The following is a 26098-nucleotide window of genomic DNA, read 5'->3' on the forward strand; positions in this document are numbered from 1 at the left end:
TTTTTTTTCGACCAAAGGCAATGAGGTAAACCATGCGAGTGTTGAAGTTCGGCGGTACATCAGTGGCAAATGCAGAGCGCTTTCTGCGGGTTGCCGATATTCTGGAAAGCAATGCCAGACAGGGGCAGGTCGCGACCGTTCTTTCTGCCCCCGCAAAAATTACCAACCATCTGGTGGCGATGATTGAGAAGACCATCGGTGGTCAGGATGCTTTAGCCAATATCAGCGACGCCGAACGCATTTTCTCTGAGCTGTTGGTGGGTCTTGCCGCCGCGCAACCGGGTTTCCCGCAGGCTCCGCTCAAAGCCTTTGTTGAACAAGAGTTTGCACAGATTAGGCACGTCCTGCACGGTATCAGCCTGCTGGGTCAGTGCCCGGACAGCATCAATGCCGCGCTTATTTGCCGTGGTGAAAAAATGTCGATCGCCATCATGGCTGGCCTGCTGGAAGCGCGCGGGCACAACGTGACGGTCATCGACCCGGTAGAGAAATTGCTAGCGGTAGGCCATTACCTCGAATCTACCGTTGATATCGCCGAATCTACGCGCCGCATTGCCGCCAGCCGTATTCCTGCGGACCATATGATTCTGATGGCAGGATTTACCGCCGGGAATGAGAAAGGTGAGTTAGTGGTGCTGGGGCGTAATGGCTCTGACTACTCTGCCGCCGTACTGGCCGCCTGTTTGCGCGCCGATTGTTGTGAGATCTGGACCGATGTCGATGGCGTATATACCTGCGATCCGCGCCAGGTACCCGACGCCCGACTGCTGAAGTCGATGTCTTATCAGGAAGCGATGGAGCTTTCTTACTTCGGCGCTAAAGTGCTGCACCCGCGCACCATTACCCCTATTGCCCAGTTCCAGATCCCGTGCCTGATTAAAAATACCGGCAATCCACAAGCGCCCGGCACGCTTATCGGTGCCAGCAGTGATGATGACGATTTGCCGGTAAAAGGGATTTCTAACCTCAATAACATGGCGATGTTTAGCGTCTCCGGCCCTGGGATGAAAGGCATGGTGGGGATGGCGGCGCGAGTTTTTGCCGTGATGTCGCGCGCGGGAATCTCGGTGGTGCTGATCACCCAATCCTCTTCTGAATATAGCATCAGCTTCTGCGTCCCGCAGGGCGACTGCGCGCGTGCGCAACGCGCCATGCAGGATGAATTCTATCTCGAATTGAAAGAAGGCTTGCTGGAGCCGCTGGCGGTGACTGAGCGTCTGGCGATCATCTCGGTCGTTGGCGATGGTATGCGCACGTTGCGTGGCATCTCGGCGAAATTTTTTGCCGCGCTGGCTCGCGCGAACATCAATATCGTGGCAATCGCCCAGGGCTCGTCTGAGCGTTCCATTTCGGTTGTGGTGAACAACGATGACGCGACCACTGGCGTGCGAGTGACCCATCAGATGCTGTTCAACACCGATCAGGTGATTGAAGTATTTGTCATTGGCGTTGGCGGCGTGGGCGGTGCGCTGCTGGAGCAGCTTAAACGTCAGCAAACCTGGCTTAAAAAGAAGCATATCGATCTGCGCGTGTGCGGCGTGGCGAATTCGAAGGCCCTGCTGACCAACGTCCATGGTCTGAATCTCGAAAACTGGCAGTCGGAGTTGGAAAGCGCGAAAGAGCCTTTCAACCTGGGGCGCTTAATTCGTCTGGTGAAAGAATATCATCTGCTCAATCCGGTGATTGTCGACTGTACGTCAAGTCAGGCGGTCGCGGATCAGTATGCGGATTTCCTGCGCGAAGGCTTCCATGTGGTCACGCCGAACAAAAAGGCCAACACGTCGTCGATGGATTACTACCATCAGCTGCGTTTTGCTGCGGCGAAGTCTCGTCGTAAATTCCTGTACGACACCAACGTAGGCGCGGGCTTGCCGGTAATTGAGAACCTGCAAAATCTGCTCAGCGCGGGCGATGAACTGCAACGTTTCTCCGGTATTCTTTCTGGTTCGCTGTCGTTTATTTTCGGCAAGCTGGATGAAGGCATGAGCTTCTCCGAGGCCACCACCATGGCGCGTGAGCTGGGCTATACCGAACCCGATCCGCGTGACGATCTATCCGGTACGGACGTGGCGCGTAAGCTGCTGATCCTGGCCCGTGAAACCGGTCGTGAGCTGGAGCTTTCTGACATTGTCATTGAGCCGGTCCTGCCAAAAGAGTTTGATGATTCCGGTGATGTTTCCGCGTTTATGGCGAAATTGTCGCAGCTGGATGACGCCTTTGCCGCGCGTGTGGCGAAAGCCCGTGATGAGGGGAAAGTATTACGCTATGTTGGCAATATTGAAGAGGATGGCGTCTGTCGCGTAAAAATAGAAGCAGTAGACGGCAACGATCCGCTGTTCAAAGTGAAAAACGGTGAAAACGCGTTGGCGTTTTACAGCCACTATTATCAGCCGCTACCGTTGGTTCTGCGCGGATACGGCGCGGGTAACGACGTGACGGCGGCGGGCGTATTTGCCGACCTGCTACGTACCCTTTCATGGAAGTTAGGAGTCTGACATGGTGAGAGTTTATGCCCCGGCTTCCAGCGCCAATATGAGCGTCGGGTTTGATGTGCTCGGAGCAGCGGTAACTCCGGTGGACGGTTCGCTGTTAGGCGATGTGGTATCCGTTGAGGCGGCTGACCATTTCAGCCTTAACAACCTTGGTCGCTTTGCCAATAAGCTGCCGCCTGAGCCGCGAGAAAATATTGTCTACCAGTGCTGGGAGCGATTCTGTCAGGAGCTGGGTAAAAGCGTTCCGGTGGCGATGACGCTGGAAAAAAATATGCCGATTGGCTCCGGGTTAGGCTCCAGCGCGTGTTCCGTTGTAGCGGCGCTGGTCGCCATGAACGAGCATTGCGGTAAACCGCTCAACGATACGCGCCTGTTGGCGATAATGGGTGAGCTGGAAGGGCGTATCTCCGGCAGTATTCATTACGATAACGTCGCCCCGTGCTTTTTGGGCGGCATGCAGTTAATGATCGAAGAAAACGGCATTATCAGCCAGCAGGTGCCAGGCTTTGATGAGTGGCTGTGGGTCCTCGCGTATCCGGGGATTAAAGTGTCGACGGCAGAAGCGCGGGCGATTTTACCTGCGCAGTATCGCCGCCAGGACTGTATCGCCCACGGGCGGCATCTGGCTGGGTTTATCCATGCCTGCTATTCCCGTCAGCCAGGGCTTGCCGCGAAGCTGATGAAAGATGTCATTGCTGAGCCGTACCGTACCCGCCTGCTGCCAGGCTTTAGCCAGGCGCGTCAGGCGGTAGCGGAAATCGGGGCGCTGGCCAGCGGTATCTCCGGTTCGGGGCCGACGCTGTTCGCTTTGTGCGACAAGCCGGATACGGCGCAGCGTGTAGCAGACTGGCTGGGTAAAAATTATCTGCAAAATCAGGAAGGCTTTGTTCATATTTGCCGGTTGGACACGGCGGGCGCACGGGTACTGGGATAATCAATGAAACTGTATAATCTGAAAGATCATAACGAACAGGTCAGCTTTGCACAGGCCGTCACGCAAGGGCTTGGCAAGAATCAGGGATTGTTTTTTCCGCACGATTTGCCGGAATTCAATCTGTCAGAAGTCGATGAGATGTTGAACCAGGATTTCGTTAGCCGCAGCGCGAAGATCCTTTCCGCATTTATCGGTGATGAAATCCCACAGGAGATTCTGGAACAGCGCGTGCGCGCGGCGTTTGCCTTCCCGGCACCGGTTGCTCAGGTTGCCGCGGATATCGGCTGTCTGGAGCTGTTCCACGGCCCAACGCTTGCATTTAAAGACTTTGGCGGGCGCTTTATGGCGCAGATGCTGACGCATATCAGCGGCGACAAACCGGTCACCATTCTGACGGCGACCTCTGGAGACACTGGTGCGGCAGTCGCACATGCCTTTTATGGCCTGAAAAATGTGCGCGTGGTGATCCTTTATCCGAACGGCAAAATTAGCCCATTACAGGAAAAACTGTTCTGTACACTAGGTGGCAATATTGAAACCGTGGCGATTGATGGCGATTTTGATGCCTGTCAGGCGCTGGTGAAACAGGCGTTTGATGACGAAGAGCTGAAGGTAGCTTTGGGGCTGAATTCGGCTAACTCAATCAACATCAGCCGTCTGCTGGCGCAAATCTGTTACTACTTTGAGGCCGTGGCTCAACTGCCGCAAGAGGCGCGTAATCAACTGGTTATTTCCGTTCCCAGCGGCAACTTTGGCGATCTGACTGCCGGGCTGCTGGCAAAATCACTGGGCTTGCCGGTTAAGCGTTTTATCGCGGCGACCAACGTCAACGATACGGTTCCACGCTTTCTTGCACAAGGTGAGTGGGCGCCGAAAGCGACACAAGCGACGTTGTCGAATGCGATGGATGTCAGCCAGCCGAATAACTGGCCGCGTGTGGAAGAACTGTTCCGCCGTAAAATCTGGCGTCTGAATGAGCTGGGTTATGCCGCTGTTGACGATGCCACTACTCAGGACACGATGCGTGAGCTGCATGAGATGGGGTACACCTCAGAACCGCATGCGGCGGTGGCTTACCGTGCGCTGCGTGACCAACTGAACCCTGGCGAGTACGGCCTGTTCCTCGGTACTGCGCATCCGGCCAAGTTTAAAGAAAGCGTTGAAGAGATTCTTGACCTGACGCTGGCTCTGCCAAAAGCGCTGGCGGAACGCGCGGACCTGCCGCTGCTTTCTCATCACCTGCCTGCTGATTTTGCTGAACTGCGCAAGCTGATGATGGCCCGCGGTTAACGGTTGTGCCCGCTGGCGCTTTGCTTAGCGGGCCTACAAAACCTGTCGGCCGGATCGGGCGTTCGCCGCCATCCGGCCTTTTTACTACTGCTCCTGGCGCTTAAACACCAGTTCGCCATTTCCTGACGCTTCTTCATCAAAGAAATAGCCTTCGCTGTTAAAGGCGGTCAGCTGTTCTGGCTGCGTTAGGCGGTTCTCAATAATGTAGCGACTCATCAGGCCGCGCGCTTTTTTGGCATAGAAGCTGATGACTTTGAACTTACCGTTCTTCTCGTCGAGGAAGACCGGTTTGATAAGCTCCGCATTGAGCTTTTTCGGCTTCACGGATTTAAAATACTCATCCGAGGCGAGGTTAATCACTACGCTGTCGCCTTGCGCTTCCAGCGCTTCGTTAAGTTTATCGGTGATGGTATCTCCCCAGAACTGGTAGAGATCTTTACCTTTCGCATTGGCCAGACGAATACCCATCTCCAGACGGTAAGGCTGCATCAAATCCAGCGGACGCAAAACGCCGTACAGCCCGGACAACATCCGTAAGTGTTGCTGAGCGAAGTCGAAATCCGCTTCGCTGAAGGTTTCAGCCTGCAGTCCGGTATACACGTCGCCTTTAAATGCCAGAATGGCCTGGCGCGCGTTTTCCGGCGTGAAGTCAGGCTGCCAGTCATGGAAACGCGTGGCGTTCAGATCCGCCAGCTTGTCGCTAATTCCCATCAGCTTGCCAATTTGCGGAGCAGAGAGTTGGCGCGCCACGTGAATAAGCTGCTGAGAGTGATCCAGCAGTTCGGGCAATGTATGACGCGTCGTTGCCAGCGGACTTTGGTAGTCGAGCGTTTTTGCAGGTGAAATCAGAATCAGCATATCCAGTCCTTGCAGGAAATTTACTGCGACTTTAGCAAAAAAAACGACAGAATTGATCGATGGTTGCGATTGCCGCGCTATCCGCGCGGCGTCTCATCCCAGCTTTCGGGCGCAAGTTGTTGTCTGATATCAGGATAACGGCGCGGATCGAATTCTGGGCGCACCCCGAGTTTGCGTTGGCGTAGATAGTCGCAGGCGATAGTCTGCACAACCGGTGAAAGCAGCAGAATCGCCGTCAGGTTAGTGATGGCCATACACGCCATAATGATGTCCGCCAACTGCCAGACCAGCGGAACGCTGACTAACGTTCCGCCGATAACGGTGCTAACGGTGGCGATCCTTAATAGCCAGACGACGCGGATATTGTCCAGCTTCAGGAAAACGAGGTTATTTTCCGCATAGATGTAGTTGGCTACGATAGAGCTAAAAGCAAACAGAATCACAATTAACGCCACGAATCCGGCACCCCATTCTCCCGTTACTGAAACCATCGCTTTCTGGAGTAACTGGATGCCTTCCATCGGTACATAGCTGGCGTCATTACCCGCCAACAGAACAATCATCGCGCTGGCCGTACAGAGAATCAGCGTATCAACTAATACTCCGATCATTTGCACAATGCCTTGTGCCGCAGGATGCGGAGGCCAGGATGCTGCTGACGCGGCCGCGTTCGGAGTTGATCCCATTCCGGCCTCATTAGAAAACATACCGCGTTGGAAGCCGCTGGCAATGGCCTGGCTTAGTGTATACCCGGCGGCACCGGCTGCGGCTTCCTGCCAGCCAAAGGCACTTTTTATAATGGTCATGATAATGCCGGGGAGCTGTCCGAAATGCCACAGACAGATGACGATGCTGCAACCGACCCACAACAGCGCCATCATCGGAACGAACCATTGCATCAGGCGGGCAACGCCTTTAATGCCGCCAATGATTGCCAATAATGACACTATTGCCAGTGCGATACCGGTGAAGAGGGGAGGGATATCAAAAGCAAAGGTCAGCGCATGAGAGACCGAATTAGCCTGAACGCTGTTAAAAATCAGACCATAAGCAATGAGTAAAAAGATGGCAAAAAGAACGCCCATCCAGCGCATGCCCAGCCCACGCTCCATATACCACGCAGGACCGCCGCGAAACTGTCCCTTGCTGTCGCGCTCTTTATACAGTTGGGCAAGAGAGCTCTCGGCAAATGACGTCGCCATACCAATGATCGCCGAGACCCACATCCAGAACACGGCTCCCGCGCCGCCAGCGGCAATCGCCAACGCCACGCCCGCCAGATTTCCGCTACCGATACGTGCGGCAAGACTGGTGCATAAAGCCTGAAAGGAAGTTAAACCGCCCGGCTGCGGGCTGATGCTGTTTTTAAGACTTTTGCCAAACTGGCGAATATAGCGAAACTGAATAAACCCTGTACGCCAGGTGAACCAACATCCTGCGCCAAGCAGGAGGTAGATCATCACCGATCCCCAGAGTATTTCATTAATAAATGAGAAAAAATCAGGCATTAACATCCCTCTTGTTGATGCCGGTAAGCGCGAAGATTCCCGTGTAAGCGCTACCAATAATCGACCAGTATATACCTTATAAGGTGATTGATTGCGGGAGTTTATCATAACAATCGTTATATCCCTTAATTGCGCATCACAGGCTTGGCGATGCGTAATCAGGGCTGAGCGGCTGGTCGGACAATCCAGGCGGTTGCGCTGAGAGTGCGTCGTGCTATCATCAGGGAAGATCGGTTACATCCCCCTAACAAGCTGTTTAAAGAGAATCGCTATCATGACGGACAAATTGACCTCCCTTCGTCAGTTCACCACAGTAGTGGCCGACACCGGAGACATCGCGGCAATGAAGCTGTATCAGCCTCAGGATGCCACAACTAACCCTTCTCTCATTCTTAACGCAGCGCAGATCCCGGAATACCGCAAGCTGATTGATGACGCTGTAGCCTGGGCTAAGCAGCAGAGCAACGACCGTGCGCAGCAGGTCGTCGACGCGACCGACAAGCTGGCAGTAAATATCGGTCTGGAGATCCTGAAACTGGTCCCAGGTCGTATCTCCACTGAAGTTGACGCTCGTCTGTCCTACGACACCGACGCGTCCATCGCTAAAGCAAAACGCCTGATCAAAATGTACAACGATGCTGGCATCAGCAACGATCGCATCCTGATTAAACTGGCTTCAACCTGGCAGGGCATCCGTGCCGCTGAGCAGCTGGAAAAAGAAGGCATCAACTGTAACCTGACTCTGCTGTTCTCCTTCGCGCAGGCGCGTGCATGTGCAGAAGCTGGCGTATATCTGATTTCTCCGTTCGTTGGCCGTATTCTTGACTGGTACAAAGCCAATACCGACAAGAAAGAGTATGCACCGGCAGAAGATCCGGGTGTGGTTTCCGTAACGGAAATCTACGAGTACTACAAACAGCACGGTTACGAAACCGTAGTTATGGGTGCGAGCTTCCGTAACATCGGCGAAATCATTGAGCTGGCAGGCTGCGATCGTCTGACGATTGCTCCGGCACTGCTGAAAGAACTGGCGGAAAGCGAAGGTGCTATCGAACGTAAACTGTCTTTCTCCGGCGAAGTGAAAGCGCGCCCTGCACGCATCACCGAAGCTGAGTTCCTGTGGCAGCATAACCAGGATCCGATGGCTGTAGACAAACTGGCGGACGGTATCCGTAAGTTTGCTGTAGACCAGGGTAAACTGGAAAAAATGATCGGCGATCTGCTGTAATCATTAGTGCGTGGCCCTGATATGGGTCACGCTACCTCTTCTGAAACCTGTCTGTCCTTCCCTTCGCAGTGTATCATTCTGTTTAACGAGACTGTTTAAACGGAATAATCATGAATACTTTACGCATTGGCCTGGTTTCCATTTCTGACCGTGCTTCCAGCGGCGTTTACCAGGATAAAGGTATCCCGGCCCTTGAAGAGTGGCTGGCGTCTGCCCTTACCACCCCTTTTGAGCTGCAAACGCGGTTGATCCCGGATGAACAGGCGATCATCGAACAGACCTTATGCGAGCTGGTAGACGAAATGAGTTGTCATCTGGTGCTGACTACCGGCGGAACGGGTCCGGCCCGTCGTGACGTAACGCCTGATGCGACGCTTGCCGTAGCCGACCGTCAGATGCCGGGCTTTGGTGAACAGATGCGCCAGATAAGCCTGCACTTTGTGCCAACGGCGATTCTTTCCCGTCAGGTTGGCGTGATTCGCAAGCAGGCGTTGATCCTGAATCTGCCTGGGCAGCCAAAATCGATCAAAGAGACGCTGGAAGGTGTGAAAGATGCCGACGGTAAGGTTATCGTGCCGGGTATTTTTGCAAGTGTACCGTATTGTATACAGCTATTAGATGGGCCGTATGTGGAAACCGCACCGACTGTTGTAGCATCTTTTCGTCCTAAAAGCGCAATACGCGATACAAAAGCCTGAAAGTAGCCCGATCGTGACATAAGTGCCAATGACAGTGGAGTATTGAATTGTTTACGATATAGTAATTTTTGCTTTACATATATCAACGAACAGATTCAATTACTTCACTGACTCATGGTTTGCTATGTCACAACACACTCGACCGCTGAATCGCCAGGATTATAAAACCCTTACGCTTGCTGCCCTTGGTGGTGCGCTTGAGTTTTATGATTTCATTATCTTTGTCTTCTTTGCCGCTGTTGTTGGCGAGCTCTTCTTCCCCGCAGACATCCCTGAATGGCTACGTCAGGTGCAAACCTTCGGCATTTTTGCCGCCGGCTATCTGGCGCGTCCGCTGGGGGGCATCATCATGGCGCACTTTGGCGATCTGGTCGGGCGCAAGAAAATGTTCACCCTGAGCATTTTGCTGATGGCGATACCGACGCTGGCGATTGGTCTGTTGCCTACCTACGCCTCAATGGGGATCCTCGCGCCGCTGCTGTTACTTCTGATGCGTATTTTGCAAGGCGCTGCCATCGGCGGAGAAGTTCCGGGCGCGTGGGTGTTCGTGGCGGAGCATGTACCGGAGCGTCGCATCGGCATTGCCTGCGGAACGCTGACTGCCGGCCTGACGGTGGGAATTCTGCTGGGGTCGGTGGTTGCGACGCTGGTGAACACCAGCCTGACGCAGCAGGCGGTGCATGATTACGGCTGGCGTATTCCTTTCCTGCTGGGGGGCGTGTTTGGGCTGGTGGCGATGTACCTGCGTCGCTGGCTGCAGGAGACGCCCATATTTCTCGAAATGCAGCAGCGTAAAGCGTTGGCGCAAGAGCTACCGGTGAAGTCAGTGGTGAGCAAACATAAAAAAGCGGTGGTTATTTCAATGCTGCTGACCTGGCTGCTTTCAGCCGGGATTGTGGTGGTGATCCTGATGTCACCAGTCTGGTTGCAGAAGCAGTATGGCTTTGCGCCGGCGCTAACGTTACAAGCCAACAGTGTCGCTACCATTATGCTGTGCGTCGGTTGTCTGCTGGCCGGGTTTATTGTCGACCGGGTCGGCGCCAGCAAAACCTTTATTGTCGGCAGCCTGCTGCTGGCCTGTTCAAGCTGGTTTTTCTATCACCTGACCGGCAGCTATCCCCAGCATTTGTTCCTGTTATACGGGCTGGTGGGGTTATGCGTTGGCGTGGTGGGGGCTGTGCCTTATGTGATGGTGCGGGCGTTTCCGGCGGAAGTCCGCTTTACCGGAATATCCTTTTCTTACAACGTGTCGTACGCCATTTTTGGTGGTCTGACGCCAATCGCCGTCACGATGTTAATGAGCGTGTCGCCGATGGCTCCGGCCTGGTATGTGCTGGCGTTATCGCTGGTAGGGCTAGGTTTGGGGATTTGGCTGCGACAGGATCTTTATCATCGCGATTCAAGCGTACAGGCAGAGTTACAGCGCTTGTAAGGAATATCCCCCCGCCAGGGGGGATAGCATCAGATTAGTGCGCTTCACCAATCGGCAGGATGGTACGGCCAAATTGTTCGTTCAGCACTTCACCCATCGCCAGGTAAATGGCGCTTGCGCCACACACTAAGCCTACCCAGCCAGCAACGTGAATGATCGCTTCGTTACCCGCAATGTTGCCCACGGCCAGCAGGGCGAACAGCACTGTCAGGCTCAGGAACACGAACTGCAGCATGCGCGCCGCTTTCAGCGTACCGAAGAACATGAACAGAGTGAACACACCCCACAGACCGAGGTAAGCGCCCAGGAACTGACCATTGGTTGCATCCGCCAGGCCCATTTTCGGCATCAGCAGGATCGCAACCAGCGTCAGCCAGAACGAACCGTAGGAGGTAAAGGCGGTTAAACCGAAGGTGTTGCCTTTTTTATATTCCAGCAGTCCGGCAAAAATTTGCGCGATACCGCCGTAGAAAATGCCCATCGCCAGAATAATAACGTCCAGAGCGAAGAAACCCGCGTTGTGCAGGTTAAGCAGAATGGTGGTCATGCCAAAGCCCATCAGGCCCAGCGGTGCCGGATTAGCCAACTTAGTGTTGCCCATAATTCCTCAAAATCATCATTGATTGAATGGTGAAATAGTTTCCCCGAATAACGATCGCTGTCTTCGGGGCGCGGCATGATAATCAGGGGAGAGGGCACTGTCTATGATCTAACGAAGGGAAAATGAATTATTTTCCCTGTGATGGGCATCACGCTAGCCAGTTACGGCGGTGCTGCTCAGCAGAAGGCCCATAAGCAGGCTGGCGGAAAGGGTTAACACAGATTTCATGGAGTTTCTCTTTGACGGCTGCAAAAGTGTGTGACTTCAGACCATATTACCGTCGTCATAAAAACGATTCATGCTCGTAATCTTTTATTTTTATTACAATTTTTATGTGAATAGCTTTCCTGATTTAATTGGTTGTATGAATTAATTCTGGTTGGCGACTATTCATTTTTATCTCTTTTTGCCTTTTTTCTGTGAATTTATTGCCACAAGGCTAAAAAAATTTTTCATGCCCCCCTTGATGACGTGGGTTACGACCCCATCTTGTAGACAACCGCAGTGGTGAGTCTGAAAAAAAACGATTCAGGGTAGTTGAAACCGCACGTTTCGCCCTTATTACAGATTCACAACCACATGATGACCGAATTTTTAGTGGAGACGTTTAGATGGGTAAAATTATTGGTATCGACCTGGGTACTACCAACTCTTGTGTAGCGATTATGGATGGCACTACTGCACGTGTGCTGGAGAACGCCGAGGGCGATCGCACTACGCCTTCTATCATTGCTTATACCCAGGATGGTGAAACTCTGGTTGGTCAGCCGGCTAAACGTCAGGCAGTGACAAACCCGCAAAACACCCTGTTTGCGATTAAACGCCTGATTGGCCGCCGCTTCCAGGACGAAGAAGTGCAGCGTGATGAAGCCATCATGCCGTACAAAATCATCGGTGCTGACAACGGTGATGCATGGATTGACGTAAAAGGTCAGAAAATGGCACCGCCGCAGATTTCTGCTGAAGTGCTGAAAAAAATGAAGAAAACGGCTGAAGATTACTTGGGTGAACCGGTAACTGAAGCAGTTATCACCGTACCTGCATATTTTAACGATGCTCAGCGTCAGGCAACCAAAGACGCCGGCCGTATCGCAGGTCTGGAAGTAAAACGTATCATCAACGAACCAACCGCAGCTGCACTGGCTTACGGTCTGGATAAAGAAGTCGGCAACCGTACTATCGCGGTTTATGACCTGGGTGGTGGTACTTTCGATATCTCTATTATCGAAATCGACGAAGTTGACGGTGAAAAAACCTTCGAAGTTCTGGCAACCAACGGTGATACCCACCTGGGTGGTGAAGACTTCGATAGCCGTATGATCAACTACCTGGTTGACGAATTTAAGAAAGATCAGGGTATCGACCTGCGTAACGACCCGCTGGCGATGCAGCGTCTGAAAGAAGCCGCTGAGAAAGCGAAGATCGAACTGTCTTCCGCTCAGCAGACCGACGTGAACCTGCCGTACATCACTGCAGACGCGACTGGTCCGAAACACATGAACATCAAGGTGACCCGTGCGAAACTGGAAAGCCTGGTTGAAGACCTGGTTAACCGTTCTATCGAGCCGCTGAAAGTTGCTCTGCAGGATGCTGGTCTGTCTGTTTCCGACGTTCAGGACGTTATCCTGGTCGGTGGTCAGACTCGTATGCCGATGGTACAGAAGAAAGTAGCTGAGTTCTTCGGTAAAGAGCCGCGTAAAGACGTTAACCCGGACGAAGCTGTGGCAATCGGTGCTGCCGTTCAGGGTGGTGTATTGACCGGTGATGTGAAAGACGTGCTGCTGCTGGACGTTACCCCGCTGTCTCTGGGTATCGAGACCATGGGTGGCGTGATGACTGCACTGATCGCGAAAAACACCACTATCCCGACCAAGCACAGCCAGGTGTTCTCTACCGCTGAAGACAACCAGTCTGCGGTAACCATCCACGTGCTGCAGGGTGAACGTAAACGTGCCGCTGATAACAAAGATCTGGGTCAATTTAACCTGGATGGCATCAGCCCGGCTCCGCGCGGTATGCCGCAGATCGAAGTTACTTTTGACATCGATGCCGACGGTATCCTGCACGTTTCCGCGAAAGACAAAAATAGCGGTAAAGAGCAGAAGATCACCATCAAGGCTTCTTCTGGTCTGAACGAAGAAGAAATTCAGAAAATGGTTCGCGAAGCAGAAGCGAACGCAGAATCTGACCGTAAGTTTGAAGAGCTGGTTCAGACCCGTAACCAGGGTGACCATCTGCTGCACAGCACTCGCAAGCAGGTTGAAGAAGCAGGCGACAAACTGCCGGCTGATGACAAAACTGCCATCGAGTCTGCACTGACCGCGCTGGAAACTTCTCTGAAAGGCGAAGACAAAGCGGATATCGAAGCGAAAATGCAGGCGCTGGCACAGGTTTCCCAGAAACTGATGGAAATCGCTCAGCAGCAGCACGCACAGCAGCAGGCTGGCGCAGCAGGTGCTGATGCTTCTGCAAACAACGCGAAAGATGACGACGTTGTCGACGCTGAGTTTGAAGAAGTGAAAGACAAAAAATAATCGCCCTTTGAACGGGTAATTACTGGCACGGGCGAAGAGGTTTCCTCTCCGCCCGTGCACGCATGTTAGGGGCAGATAAAAAGAGATGGCTAAGCAAGACTATTACGAGATTTTAGGCGTTTCCAAATCAGCGGAAGAGCGTGAAATCAAAAAGGCCTACAAGCGCCTGGCCATGAAATATCACCCGGACCGCAACCAGGGTGATAAAGAGGCCGAAGCCAAGTTTAAAGAGATCAAAGAAGCGTACGAGATTCTCACCGATGCGCAAAAACGTGCGGCTTATGATCAGTACGGCCATGCAGCGTTTGAGCAAGGCGGTATGGGCGGCGGCGGCGGTTTTGGCGGCGGGGCCGACTTCAGCGATATCTTTGGTGACGTGTTTGGCGATATCTTTGGCGGCGGTCGCGGTCGTCAGCGCGCCTCACGTGGTGCTGATTTACGTTACAACATGGATCTCACTCTGGAAGAAGCCGTGCGTGGCGTCACCAAAGAGATCCGTATTCCGACGCTGGAAGAGTGTGATGTTTGCCACGGCAGCGGTGCGAAGGCGGGCACGCAACCCCAGACCTGTCCAACCTGTCACGGTTCTGGTCAGGTGCAGATGCGTCAGGGCTTTTTTGCCGTACAGCAGACCTGTCCACACTGTCAGGGCCGCGGTACGTTGATTAAAGACCCGTGCAACAAATGCCATGGTCATGGCCGCGTTGAGAAGAGCAAAACGCTGTCCGTTAAGATCCCGGCTGGGGTTGATACTGGCGACCGTATTCGTTTAGCGGGTGAAGGTGAAGCCGGTGAACATGGCGCGCCAGCAGGCGATTTGTACGTTCAGGTGCAGGTAAAACAGCACCCAATTTTCGAACGTGAAGGCAATAACCTGTACTGCGAAGTGCCGATTAACTTTGCGATGGCAGCGCTGGGCGGCGAGATTGAAGTGCCGACGCTGGACGGTCGTGTGAAGTTAAAAATCCCGGGCGAAACGCAGACCGGCAAACTGTTCCGCATGCGTGGTAAAGGCGTTAAGTCAGTACGCGGCGGCGCACAGGGCGATCTGCTGTGCCGTGTGGTGGTTGAAACCCCGGTAGGCCTCAACGACAAGCAGAAGCAGTTGCTGAAAGATCTGCAGGACAGCTTTGGCGGCCCGACCGGCGAGCAAAACAGTCCGCGCTCTAAAAGCTTCTTCGACGGTGTGAAGAAATTTTTTGACGATTTGACGCGCTAATTTACAGCTGTCTTATTAATTAAAAGGCCTTGGATTGAAGAATCCTGGGCTTTTTATTTTTGTATCGAATACAAAAATAATGAGTTAGATATAAAGAATAAATCTTCAGGAAAAATGATGAGAAATGATTTTTTAAAATAAAGATTTTCTTCTATTTTTTGCTCAGTTAATAGAAGAAAAGGTGAGTGAAATGCTTGTGCGCGAAAATGATTTTGACTTCAATTTAATTAAGATATTTAATGCCGTTGTGGAATCCGGAAACGCTTCTCGAGCTTCCGAGAGATTATCCATAACACCAGCTGCAGTTTCTCAGGCGTTAAGTCGATTACAGAATATTTATTCATTTAAACTTTTTGAACGAACCCGAAAAGGGTTGACGCCTACGAAAAAAGGATTGGAACTCCATAAGGCCTATAGCCATGTTGTGAATGGTGATGCTGCCAACTTACTGATTTAGTGTATGATGGTGTTTTTGAGGTGCTCCAGTGGCTTCTGTTTCTATCAGCTGTCCCTCCTGTTCAGCTACTGACGGGGTGGTGCGTAACGGCAAAAGCACTGCCGGACATCAGCGCTATCTCTGCTCTCACTGCCGTAAAACATGGCAACTGCAGTTCACTTACACCGCTTCTCAACCCGGTACGCACCAGAAAATCATTGATATGGCCATGAATGGCGTTGGATGCCGGGCAACCGCCCGCATTATGGGCGTTGGCCTCAACACGATTTTCCGCCATTTAAAAAACTCAGGCCGCAGTCGGTAACCTCGCGCATACAGCCGGGCAGTGACGTCATCGTCTGCGCGGAAATGGACGAACAGTGGGGATACGTCGGGGATAAATCGCGCCAGCGCTGGCTGTTTTACGCGTATGACAGGCTCCGGAAGACGGTTGTTGCGCACGTATTCGGTGAACGCACTATGGCGACGCTGGGGCGTCTTATGAGCCTGCTGTCACCCTTTGACGTGGTGATATGGATGACGGATGGCTGGCCGCTGTATGAATCCCGCCTGAAGGGAAAGCTGCACGTAATCAGCAAGCGATATACGCAGCGAATTGAGCGGCATAACCTGAATCTGAGGCAGCACCTGGCACGGCTGGGACGGAAGTCGCTGTCGTTCTCAAAATCGGTGGAGCTGCATGACAAAGTCATCGGGCATTATCTGAACATAAAACACTATCAATAAGTTGGAGTCATTACCGGATTTTTGTTCCCCATCATTTCTGAGTACTCGCTCAATCTCTTCCGTCAGTCGGCAAACCAGGCCTGGAAGGGATTGATTAAAGCTTGTCCTGGCTGCGGTAGTTCATCACTGAAAAAATATGGATTTTCCGCTCAAAGAGAGGCGCGACTTTACTGCCTTGAGTGCCACAAAACGTTTGTTTCCCCGGGAGAACATAAGGCAGATATCCGTCAGGAAAACCTTGCCAGACTTATCCAGGAAGGCGCTTCGTTGTCTGATATTAGAGCGACACTTTCATTAGACAGCACGGGTCTAAACCGTGCGCTACAAAAATTATCCCGCAAGGTAAATGAGGCTGAACGAGAGTTCGTTTTTCCTGCGTTTGATCTGGCGATGAGTACGTGCGCTTTTCGGGTTAAATTTAATGGCGGCGACAACAGTTTGTATGTTCTGGTTACGGCAGAAGAGAGCAGTGGCAGGGTTATCGCTGTGACAACTAATTATTCCACGCAGCCTGTCGAAAACGAATATCAGTACATTTCTGAATACGAGGAACGTCTGCCGCCTGGGACGTTAGCGCATCTTGTCCAACGCAAAGAACTCATGACGATGCGGCGAAATACCCTATTTGATATCGACTATGGTCCCGCCACGCTTTACAAAAACGATCCCGGGATGTTGGTAAAACCAGTTCTTCCCGCGTACCGGCATTTTGAGCTGGTCAAAGAGCTTACGGATGAGCACTCCCTCAATGTTCAGCACGACATCGATCATGAGTGTTTTATATTAGGAGGATGTATGATGGCTAATCTGCAATCTGTGCGGCAAGGTCGTTGTCATATATCATTTGTAAGAGAAATGGGGGTTTCACCTCCGGATAAAGACTTTCCTTATCGAGTGTTCTTTAGTGGCGGAATACGCAATAATGTCTGGCGAGCCTTCTCAACACGCGGTTACTCTAAAGCCGTATGTAACCTCACAGGAAATAAAAAAACGAGTATGCTACGCTACGCTACCTTAACGGGCAGCACTAAATTTATTCAGTTTTTGCATACGCATCCGTTTTTCTTTCAGCTTAGTCGCCTGTCTCCTGCCAATGTTACGGTCGTACTGAATTATTTAAAATTTGAATATAATAAAAATATAATGCGATAACGGAATGTTTTTATTGATATTAATTGATACTTTTTGATTGCCTGATTGATACATCCCCAGTGTATTTATTTTGTTGTTCCGCTGTGGAACGATGAAATGAATACATTGGACACGCATAATGAAAAAGATTATTTCCCCCGATATTAAGTTGCCTACACCTCGTCCCGCTGTTAATCAGGAGATTGACAGCAATAATGAGATGGTTCTCAGTCATACAGCTGTTTATCAAGATTGTCTGGCTCGGATCACTGATGAGAATACGTTGGAAAATGCGGTCATTGTTCTAAACCCTTATGGTACAGCCCCTTTAAGTGCATATGCCGGTGTTTGGAGTGCTGAAGAACGTACTGTAACGCTGAAAATTCAGGATCTGGCGCAAAGCGCGATACAAGTCGTGCAAGATTTTACGTTGAATGTGGGGGCGAATCTGCTGCCTGTACTTGGCCTAGTGGCAGATGTCGATAACCAACTGGCTATTTTGGTTGATGAAGTCGTTATCGCCACTTATACGATAGCAACCCAACCTTTACCTGCAACGGATTCTGCAGATGTGCAGTTAGGGTTTCCTGTTATCAATGTGACTCAACCAGTGACTGACGCTGACCTGATTGCGCCGGGCTGCTATTTCATTACGCATTTCGACCGCTATAACTACGCTCTGGATCAGGATGGTGTGGTGCGTTGGTACGTGACACAGGACTTCCCGTCATTCAATTTGGTGCGCATTGATAACGGTCATTTCCTGGCTACATCAGAAGCTAAAAACACCTACCTTGAGATGTATGAGTTCGACATGATGGGACGGCTGTATACTTTTTATATTCTGGATAACCAATTCCACCACTCAATTTGGCAATGGGACAGTAATACCATCGTCGCGCCTTCCGAATATACCTCGGGCAGACCAGATTCACTGAAGACTAATGAAGATGGCGTCTCAGTTGTGGATTTATCTACCGGGCTGGAAATTGCCTATTACGACATGGCCGCTATTCTTGATACCTCACGTACAGCGAGACCAACGGGGACGGCACCTGGTGAAGATCCGACCGCTCAGGACTGGCTGCATATCAACCAAAGCTATGTTAATGAAACGAATAGTTTGCTGATCGCTTCAGGGCGTCATCAGAGCGCTGTTTTTGGCATCAGCCTCGAGACTGAATCGCTGCAGTTTATTATGTCCACGCATGAAGATTGGAGCGAGGAGTATAAGCCTTACCTTCTGACTCCGGTCGACAGTGATGGTGTCCCTCTTTATGACTTCAGCAATCAGGATGATGTGGATGCGGCAAACCGTGATTTTTGGTCGTGGGGACAACACAATGTGACTGAAGTGGCTAATGACGAACCAGGAATGGTCGAATTTATGGTATTCGACAATGGTAACTATCGCTCTCGTGTTGATAGTAAAAGCCTGCTTCCACCAGATAATTACAGCCGGGTTGTACACTTTATCGTTGATTTGAACGCAATGACGGTAATGCGCCCTTTTGAATACGGTAAGGAGTTGGGAGCTCGCGGTTATAGTAGTTGTGTAAGCGCCAAAGAGGTGTTGCAGAATGGCAACATCGTTGTGCATTTCGGCGATTGCACATTTGACGAAAATGGCCGAGCTATCTCTTGCCAGCCGGGGGATAGCGACATTATTGACCCGCAGGAAGGAAATGAAGCATTGGGGAATTTGCTTCTGCAAGAAATTGAACCGGTAACCAAGTCGGTGCTTTTTGAGGCGACAATGACCTCTGGTTACTATAAAAACGAGGAAGTGAATGGCGTAGGCTATCGCTATGACATCACCAGTTTCCGCGTTTATAAAATGGGACTGTATGCCTGATTAGGTCTCAGTGTTTTGCGCTCTATGCCCGACATCTGTTCGGGCTTTTTTGTTCGTAAAAACCGATCTATTCATCATGAATAATCTAATTTTAACGAGTTTTTTGAAGGTGTAAGATAGTATTTACGAAGTATTCACCCAATAGAGAGAATAAAAGTGAAACATCTGCATCGTTTTTTTAGTAGTGACGCCTCGGGGGGCATCATTCTGATCATCGCTGCCGTGGTTGCTATGCTGATGGCAAATATCGGGGTTACCAGTGGATGGTACCACGCCTTTCTGGAAACGCCCGTTCAACTGCGGGTTGGCGCGCTTGAGATCAACAAAAATATGCTGCTGTGGATCAATGACGCGTTGATGGCGGTGTTCTTCCTGTTGATCGGTTTGGAAGTGAAGCGCGAGTTAATGCAAGGTTCGCTGGCCAGTCTGCGCCAGGCGGCGTTTCCGATCATTGCCGCTATCGGGGGCATGATTGTCCCGGCGCTGCTGTATCTGGCATTCAACTATGCTGACCCTATCACCCGTGAGGGTTGGGCGATCCCGGCGGCAACAGATATCGCTTTTGCATTAGGCGTGCTGGCGCTGTTGGGCAGCCGTGTCCCACTGGCGTTGAAAATCTTCCTGATGGCGCTGGCGATAATCGATGACCTCGGCGCTATTGTGATCATCGCGTTGTTCTACACCAGCGATCTCTCGCTGCTGTCGCTGGGCGTTGCCGCGTGCGCGATCCTTATCCTGGCAGCATTGAATCTGTGCGGTGTAAGACGTACCGGTATTTATATTCTGGTTGGCGTAGTGCTGTGGACGGCCGTACTGAAGTCTGGCGTGCATGCAACTCTGGCGGGCGTGATCGTCGGTTTCTTCATCCCGTTGAAGGAAAAACACGGGCGTTCGCCGGCGAAGCGTCTGGAGCATGTTCTGCACCCGTGGGTGGCATACCTGATCCTACCGTTGTTTGCCTTCGCTAACGCGGGCGTCTCACTGCAGGGCGTCACCATTGATGGACTGACTTCGGTGTTACCGCTGGGGATCATTGCTGGCCTGTTAATCGGGAAACCACTGGGTATCAGCCTCTTTTGCTGGCTGGCGTTACGCTTCAGGATGGCGCAATTGCCGGAGGGAACGAATTTCCAGCAAATTATGGCGGTCGGTATTCTGTGCGGCATTGGCTTTACGATGTCGATTTTCATCGCCAGCCTGGCGTTTGGGACCGTCGATCCTGAGCTGATTAACTGGGCGAAACTGGGGATCCTGATCGGTTCTTTGCTGTCGGCGGTAATAGGTTACTGCTGGTTACGCACCCGGTTGAACGCAGCAGCCTGACGGGATAACCCTTTCGTGACAATTTTCAGGGAGAGTGTATGTCTCATATAAACTACAACCACCTGTACTACTTTTGGCATGTATATAAAGAAGGATCGGTGGTTGGTGCAGCAGAGGCGCTTTATCTGACACCGCAGACCATTACCGGGCAGATTAAAGCGCTTGAGGAACGCTTACAGGGAAAGTTGTTCAAGCGGAAGGGGCGTGGACTGGAGCCCAGCGAATTAGGCGAATTGGTTTTTCGTTATGCGGATAAGATGTTCACGTTAAGCCAGGAAATGCTGGATATCGTGAACTATCGCAAAGAGTCGAATTTACTGTTCGATGTCGGCGTGGCGGATGCGTTGTCCAAACAGCTGGTTAGCAGCGTGCTGAATGCTGCAGTCGTTGAAGATGAACAAATCCATCTGCGTTGTTTTGAATCAACGCACGAGATGCTGCTGGATCAGCTCAGCCAGCATAAACTGGATATGATTATCTCCGACTGCCCGATCGATTCTACGCAGCAGGAAGGGTTGTTCTCAGTGCGGATTGGCGAATGCAGCGTGAGCTTTTGGTGCACCCAGCCATTGCCTGAGAAACCATTTCCGGCCTGCCTCGAAGAGCGTCGATTGCTGATCCCTGGGCGCCGTTCGATGCTCGGGCGTAAGCTGTTGAACTGGATTAACTCACAAGGGCTGAACGTTGAAATCCTTGGCGAGTTTGATGATGCCGCGCTGATGAAAGCGTTCGGCGCAACGCATAACGCTATTTTTGTTGCGCCTACGCTTTATTCCCACAATTTCTATGCCGATGATTCAATTGTTGAAATTGGACGCGTAGAGAATGTGATGGAGGAGTATCACGCCATATTTGCGGAAAGAATGATCCAGCATCCAGCGGTGCAGCGTATTTGCAATACTGATTACTCGGCACTATTTATTTCTGCGGGTAAATAATCAAGGCGCACTCGTCATACTTCATATTGTGGGGGGGTTACTCGGCCAGTCGGTACACTGCACCCTGCCACCTTGTGGCAGGGTCACTGGTGAGTGCTGAGCAAAGTGGATGCACCGACGCAAAAGATGTAGCAAATCAAACAGAAAGAGATTTTCTGAGACCCTCCAGCTCGCTTCTTACCCTATCTCATAATCTGTTTTATACAGAAAATGAGATCTCATCAAATCGATATCTCATGGTTTCAAAGCGTTTGTGATTAGCACCCCTCGCATAATGGGAGCATTACATAGGTGTCCCACCGGACGGATGGGACACACTATTTCTTCTATGACTCATTAACGAGGTAAGCATTATGACTAACAGCAAACTGGTACAAAATGATTCGCTCAGTACAAAAGAGTACGAGCAGAACGGATTTGTGGCGGCCACGGAAACCAATGAGTTTAGCTATACATCGGCGCGTGTTGCGAAGGTAGCCTATAACGAGTACAAGCCCAACGAGTTTAAAGTGTCCGGTTACTGGACTGACTGGTCGCAATATGACGGCCGTCTCGATGGTGATTTCGCGCCTTCCAGCTGTGGGCGCGGCGTTGACCTGGCGTTATTAGACCCCTTTGCTTACGATAAAATTACGCTGGGTTTCTGCGGGATTGTCGGCGATACCGGCGAGAAAGCGACGACCATCAACAATGCCGCAGTCGACTTCCAGCGTACGCAATGGCAACCCACTTTTGTCGATGCGTGGGGAGATGTTGCCTCCTATCGCAACTGCGGCTTTGCGGGCTGGGTAAGCAATGATTACATGGCGCTTTTCCATCAGTACGATGCACAGGGCGTTCTGGGGGGGTTACGCGATGTACAGAAAAAGAACCCGAATCTCCATCTTTCAATGAGTATTGGCGGATGGACCATGAGCCAGGCGTTCCACTTTATGGCTAAGGATCCACATAAACGCGCGCTATTCTGCGACGGCCTGACCGATCTGTTCACCCGATTCCCGATGTTTAGCGAAATCGATCTGGATTGGGAATATCCGGGGGCACCGGGAAATACCGGTAATACCTACGATGATACTGACGCACCAAATTTTGCTGCCTTGATTAAGGATGTGAAAGCCGCGCTGAATAAAATCAATCGCAGTGATGTGAAAATTAGCGTTGCCGCGGCTGGTGACATCGAGAAACTGAAAAAAGCCAATATTCCAGCGCTCATTGATGCGGGGGTCTGGGGCATTAATTTAATGACCTACGACTTCTTTGGTACGCCGTGGGCTACCGAGCTGGCGCATCATACCAATCTCTACCCGAATGGCAGCGCGAATAACTGGAGCGTAGAGACCGCCGTTAATTATCTGGAGTCGATTGGGGTGCCGCTTAAACAGGTCTTTATCGGTTATGCCGGTTATAGCCGTAATGCTCATGATGCGACGATCCAGAGCGTATCTCCGCTGAAAGGAACTTACACGCCAGGATACGGCACGACGGTCGGAACATTTGAATCCGGCTCAACGGAATGGTACGACCATATCGCAAATTATCTTGATCTGGAAAACCAGACCGGTCGCAATAATTTTATTGTTTACACCGATGAAGTGGCGGATGCGGATTTCCTGTATAACCCACAGTCTAAAGTCTTTATGTCGCTGGATACCCCGCGCACCGTGAAGGCCAAAGCCGAGTACGTAAAATCCCGCGGCCTGGGTGGCCTGTTTACCTGGACGGCGGATTTGGATCGCGGTCCGCTGGTGAATGCGGCTCGCGAAGGGCTGGGCTGCGAAATGACGCGGCAAACTGTTGATATGAGACCGTTCTATTTTAAAGGTATTACGAAGTAAGCGCTCATGTCCCCCTGTAAAGGGGGACATTTTCGGCTGTCTCAATCGTGTAAAAAACATAGATAAGTAAATAAATATTGTGTATCAGGTGAATTATTATTTTGGATTGAATAAGTAAATTTATATTACATTTTATGACATTGCCTTCTTATTTTTAGATTTTTTTATGGTTTTTTACATCAGGTTTGACAATTCTCTCAGTTAGATGATTATTTTTGGTACTAAAATAACGCATCTCAATAGTTAATGGATTTTCAAATGGTTACATCATTCATGATTGGAAATGATTTATTGTTTGATACAAGTGAAATGGTTCTTCATCATCTTAAGGATGGGGAAAGTATTCATTTATCCGGCGTGAAAGGTCGCTGTTTGAAGTGTCTCATCTCACATACCCAACAAGATATAACGACAAAAAAGCAAATTTTCGATGAGGTATGGGGACAATTTGGTTTATTCGCCAGCGATAGTACGTTATTGCAGACGATTTATGCCTTGCGGCGGGATTTGCGGGATATAGAGATGACGGATTTAATCGTTACCCATCCCCGACTGGGCTACCAGATCAATCCGGCCTATAGCGTTACACCGGTTGCTGAATTAGGCGCTGAAAAAAATGAACCTGCTGCCACTGAGGTATTTTCCTGTCCTTCTGACACTGATATTCTCAGTGCCCATTATGAAATTCAGAAAAAAACCGAAGGCAAAAAAACAGACGTTGCCGTTAATCTCTCCCTGCATAAGGCGAGGGTTATTTTAGCGTTCCTGACATTTGTATTGACTACAGTATTAGTACTCCTGACAGTGTTTTTCTACAGGGAAGAGTTACGTCTTCATAATGGCGGAAAAAACTTGTATTTAAATCCTGAAACGGGAAAAGATGGTCATGGACAAAAAGGATTTATCCTGTGTCAGTGTAATAAATATGATACAAGCGAAAATTGCAAAAATCATGAATATATATGTAAAAAAGTGACTTCATGATATTTTTCGTTACGTAATGCAACTTAAGTTTATTATGCGTTTGGTGGATAAGGTGAGAGCGGCATCTTGCCACCGAAAAGCTCGGTTAACCGTCGTTCGGCAAGATGATGCGTCCAGTGATGAGTCGGTTAGATGAAATAATGCCTCAAGCGGTTCATCACGGAATTTCCAGCAGGTCTTATTAATAGAGTTGACAGCCAGAGATCCACCCAGAACAAGCTCGAGTTTTGTCACCGCATCGGTGATGTAGAGATCACAATGAAGCCCATTCCGATAATTAACCAGATAACAAGTTCCGTGGAGAGTTTATGCTTTCTGATACTGGCTTTATCTGTGGGGCGAAGGACCTGAGAGACATTCAGGAGGTATTGAGTGCCGAAAAGAGGAAAGAGATTCGGGTTCAGCCCAAATTGTATCGCATAGCGACAGGTTGAAAGTATGAAAAAGCCCCATCAAAAATGATGGGGCTTATTGTGCTACGCTTGCGCGGTTTTTTCACAAAGCAACAACAATCAGGCGATTAAGCCAGTTTGTTGATCTGTGCAGTCAGGTTTGCTTTATGACGTGCAGCTTTGTTTTTGTGGATCAGACCTTTAGCAGCCTGACGGTCCACGATCGGTTGCATTTCGTTAAATGCTTTCAGTGCAGTAGCTTTGTCGCCAGCTTCGATAGCTGCGTATACTTTCTTGATGAAAGTACGCATCATAGAGCGACGGCTAGCGTTGTGCTTGCGGGCCTTTTCAGACTGAACGGCGCGCTTCTTAGCTGATTTGATATTAGCCAAGGTCCAACTCCCAAATGTGTTCTATATGGACAATTCAAAGGCCGAGGAATATGCCCTTTTAGCCTTCTTTTGTCAATGGATTTGTGCAAATAAGCGCCGTTTAAATTGCAGCACTCGTTGCGTAGTGATGGCGCAGGATTCTACCAGCTTGCGGGGCGTGAATACAGCCTTTCCACGAGAAAAATTGCATTGGTGTGCCCGTGAAGGGCGTCAATTTGTTTCATAACGATGAAAACCATCCTCTTTCTGTTTCGTAGAAACAATCGCCGGTTAACGTTGAACGCGGTACAGGGTATACTTTCACGATTTTCACTGTTTTGAGCCAGACATGAAGCTGATACGAGGCATACATAATCTCAGTCAGGCCCCGCATGGGTGTGTGCTGACTATTGGTAATTTCGACGGCGTGCACCGTGGCCATCGTGCGTTGCTGCAGGGCTTACGGGAAGAAGGGCGCAAACGCAATTTACCGGTGATGGTGATGATTTTCGAGCCGCAGCCGCTGGAGCTGTTTGCGACGGACAAGTCACCTGCGCGCCTCACCCGCCTGCGGGAAAAACTGCGTTATCTGGCGGAGTGCGGCGTTGATTACGTGCTGTGCGTGCGTTTTGACAGGCGCTTCGCTGCATTAACGGCGCAGACCTTCATCAGCGATCTGCTGGTGAAGCGCCTTGGTGTACAATTTCTTGCCGTTGGCGATGATTTCCGCTTTGGCGCTAGCCGTGCGGGCGATTTCTTGTTATTACAGGAAGCGGGCGCTGAGTATGGTTTTGATATCACCAGCACCCAAACCTTCTGTGAAGGCGGTGTGCGCATCAGCAGCACCGCGGTACGTCAGGCGCTGGCGGAAGATAACCTGCAACTGGCCGAAAGCCTGCTTGGGCATCCTTTTACTATCTCAGGACGCGTAGTTCACGGTGACGAGTTAGGGCGCACTATCGGTTTTCCGACGGCAAACTTACCGCTTCGTCGCCAGGTTTCTCCGGTGAAAGGGGTTTATGCGGTTGAAGTAATGGGGCTGGGTGACAAACCTTTCCCCGGCGTCGCCAACATCGGCACACGCCCGACGGTAGCAGGCGTACGCCAACAGTTGGAAGTGCATCTATTGGACGTTGTAATGGACCTGTATGGTCGCCATATAGATGTAGTACTGCGTAAAAAAATACGCAGCGAACAGCGATTTGCCTCGCTGGATGAACTAAAAGCGCAGATTGCGCGTGATGAGTTGACTGCCCGTGAATTTTTTGGGCTAACAAAACCGGCTTAATGCC

20 protein-coding genes, 2 pseudogenes and 1 other annotated feature (1 of these 23 running past the window's edge) are annotated in these 26098 nt (G+C 50.8%); of the genes and pseudogenes, 18 read left to right on the forward strand and 4 right to left on the reverse strand.

The annotated features are described in order from the left end of the window. Window positions 1–9: a sequence feature (Thr leader region), on the forward strand (it extends 118 nt beyond the left edge of the window). A 23-nt stretch (window positions 10–32) separates the two neighbouring features. Genes thrA through thrC form a run of 3 tightly spaced genes read left to right on the forward strand, consistent with a single transcriptional unit; the run spans window position 33 to window position 4716 of the window. Continuing rightward, on the forward strand, window positions 33–2495 hold the full coding sequence (gene thrA / locus GPJ68_RS03885) for a bifunctional aspartate kinase/homoserine dehydrogenase I (RefSeq protein ID WP_075847926.1): 2463 nt from the start codon (window positions 33–35) through the stop codon (window positions 2493–2495). A 1-nt stretch (window position 2496) separates the two neighbouring features. Further along, window positions 2497–3426 carry a homoserine kinase gene (gene thrB, locus GPJ68_RS03890; RefSeq protein ID WP_016155645.1) on the forward strand — a complete coding sequence of 310 codons (930 nt, stop codon included), beginning with the start codon at window positions 2497–2499 and terminating at the stop codon, window positions 3424–3426. Between the two features lie 3 nt (window positions 3427–3429). Further along, complete coding sequence (gene thrC, locus GPJ68_RS03895; protein ID WP_075847928.1) at window positions 3430–4716, forward strand: threonine synthase; 1287 nt, start codon at window positions 3430–3432, stop codon at window positions 4714–4716. Window positions 4717–4800: 84 nt separating this feature from the next. On the opposite strand, the gene yaaA is transcribed toward thrC, so the two are convergent. After that, window positions 4801–5574: a peroxide stress protein YaaA gene (gene yaaA, locus GPJ68_RS03900; protein ID WP_016155647.1), complete on the reverse strand. Its 774-nt coding sequence runs from the start codon at window positions 5572–5574 to the stop codon at window positions 4801–4803. Window positions 5575–5651: 77 nt separating this feature from the next. After that, window positions 5652–7082: a sodium:alanine symporter family protein gene (locus GPJ68_RS03905; protein ID WP_104652008.1), complete on the reverse strand. Its 1431-nt coding sequence runs from the start codon at window positions 7080–7082 to the stop codon at window positions 5652–5654. Window positions 7083–7356: 274 nt separating this feature from the next. Between GPJ68_RS03905 and tal the strand changes: the two genes are divergently transcribed. The 3 genes from tal to GPJ68_RS03920 all read left to right on the forward strand — a co-directional run bounded on the left by tal (window position 7357) and on the right by GPJ68_RS03920 (window position 10440). After that, complete coding sequence (tal, locus tag GPJ68_RS03910) at window positions 7357–8310, forward strand: transaldolase (RefSeq protein ID WP_016151631.1); 954 nt, start codon at window positions 7357–7359, stop codon at window positions 8308–8310. Window positions 8311–8420: 110 nt separating this feature from the next. Then, complete coding sequence (gene mog, locus GPJ68_RS03915) at window positions 8421–9008, forward strand: molybdopterin adenylyltransferase (RefSeq protein WP_016155649.1); 588 nt, start codon at window positions 8421–8423, stop codon at window positions 9006–9008. A 124-nt stretch (window positions 9009–9132) separates the two neighbouring features. Continuing rightward, entirely contained in the window at window positions 9133–10440 is a 1308-nt protein-coding gene (locus GPJ68_RS03920) for an MFS transporter (RefSeq protein WP_094760794.1), read from the forward strand. 34 nt (window positions 10441–10474) lie between these two features. On the opposite strand, the gene satP is transcribed toward GPJ68_RS03920, so the two are convergent. Continuing rightward, window positions 10475–11041: an acetate uptake transporter gene (gene satP / locus GPJ68_RS03925; RefSeq protein ID WP_003018969.1), complete on the reverse strand. Its 567-nt coding sequence runs from the start codon at window positions 11039–11041 to the stop codon at window positions 10475–10477. A gap of 611 nt (window positions 11042–11652) precedes the next feature. Here satP and dnaK point away from each other — a divergent pair. The 10 genes and pseudogenes from dnaK (at window position 11653) to GPJ68_RS03975 (ending at window position 24043) form a co-directional block, all read left to right on the forward strand. Then, window positions 11653–13575 carry a molecular chaperone DnaK gene (gene dnaK / locus GPJ68_RS03930; protein WP_016151634.1) on the forward strand — a complete coding sequence of 641 codons (1923 nt, stop codon included), beginning with the start codon at window positions 11653–11655 and terminating at the stop codon, window positions 13573–13575. A gap of 85 nt (window positions 13576–13660) precedes the next feature. Then, window positions 13661–14794: a molecular chaperone DnaJ gene (gene dnaJ / locus GPJ68_RS03935; RefSeq protein ID WP_008786151.1), complete on the forward strand. Its 1134-nt coding sequence runs from the start codon at window positions 13661–13663 to the stop codon at window positions 14792–14794. Window positions 14795–14984: 190 nt separating this feature from the next. After that, window positions 14985–15251 carry a LysR family transcriptional regulator gene (locus tag GPJ68_RS03940; RefSeq protein WP_180837133.1) on the forward strand — a complete coding sequence of 89 codons (267 nt, stop codon included), beginning with the start codon at window positions 14985–14987 and terminating at the stop codon, window positions 15249–15251. A 28-nt stretch (window positions 15252–15279) separates the two neighbouring features. Continuing rightward, window positions 15280–15977, forward strand: a protein-coding gene (locus tag GPJ68_RS03945; protein WP_235611130.1) for an IS1-like element IS1B family transposase whose coding sequence is annotated in 2 segments (ribosomal slippage) — window positions 15280–15529 and window positions 15529–15977 — 699 coding nt in all. Because the reading frame shifts where the segments join, the coding sequence is not laid out codon by codon here. Between the two features lie 15 nt (window positions 15978–15992). Continuing rightward, window positions 15993–17129, forward strand: a pseudogene (locus GPJ68_RS03950) (cytoplasmic protein); the annotation flags it as partial. A gap of 118 nt (window positions 17130–17247) precedes the next feature. Further along, window positions 17248–18963, forward strand: coding sequence for an aryl-sulfate sulfotransferase (locus tag GPJ68_RS03955; RefSeq protein ID WP_046274470.1), 1716 nt, complete (start codon window positions 17248–17250; stop codon window positions 18961–18963). Between the two features lie 156 nt (window positions 18964–19119). Then, on the forward strand, window positions 19120–20286 hold the full coding sequence (nhaA, locus tag GPJ68_RS03960) for a Na+/H+ antiporter NhaA (RefSeq protein WP_049042495.1): 1167 nt from the start codon (window positions 19120–19122) through the stop codon (window positions 20284–20286). Between the two features lie 38 nt (window positions 20287–20324). Further along, window positions 20325–21224 (forward strand): transcriptional activator NhaR, encoded by a 900-nt coding sequence (nhaR, locus tag GPJ68_RS03965; protein ID WP_016155652.1) that lies wholly within the window; start codon window positions 20325–20327, stop codon window positions 21222–21224. Between the two features lie 353 nt (window positions 21225–21577). Further along, complete coding sequence (locus GPJ68_RS03970) at window positions 21578–23059, forward strand: glycoside hydrolase family 18 protein (protein ID WP_019078334.1); 1482 nt, start codon at window positions 21578–21580, stop codon at window positions 23057–23059. A 258-nt stretch (window positions 23060–23317) separates the two neighbouring features. After that, the gene (locus tag GPJ68_RS03975; protein WP_180837138.1) at window positions 23318–24043 is read left to right on the forward strand and encodes a winged helix-turn-helix domain-containing protein; all 726 of its coding nucleotides are present in this window, start codon (window positions 23318–23320) and stop codon (window positions 24041–24043) included. 520 nt (window positions 24044–24563) lie between these two features. Here GPJ68_RS03975 and rpsT read toward each other — a convergent pair. Next, on the reverse strand, window positions 24564–24827 hold the full coding sequence (gene rpsT / locus GPJ68_RS03985; RefSeq protein WP_003018940.1) for a 30S ribosomal protein S20: 264 nt from the start codon (window positions 24825–24827) through the stop codon (window positions 24564–24566). A 105-nt stretch (window positions 24828–24932) separates the two neighbouring features. Between rpsT and GPJ68_RS25065 the strand changes: the two are divergent. Further along, window positions 24933–25148, forward strand: a pseudogene (locus GPJ68_RS25065) (DUF2575 domain-containing protein). A gap of 7 nt (window positions 25149–25155) precedes the next feature. Continuing rightward, entirely contained in the window at window positions 25156–26094 is a 939-nt protein-coding gene (ribF, locus tag GPJ68_RS03990) for a bifunctional riboflavin kinase/FAD synthetase (protein ID WP_016155656.1), read from the forward strand. The last annotated feature ends 4 nt before the right edge of the window (window positions 26095–26098 follow it).

Origin of the sequence: Citrobacter sp. 172116965 (genome assembly GCF_013458095.1) — a bacterium.
GTDB lineage: Bacteria > Pseudomonadota > Gammaproteobacteria > Enterobacterales > Enterobacteriaceae > Citrobacter > Citrobacter braakii.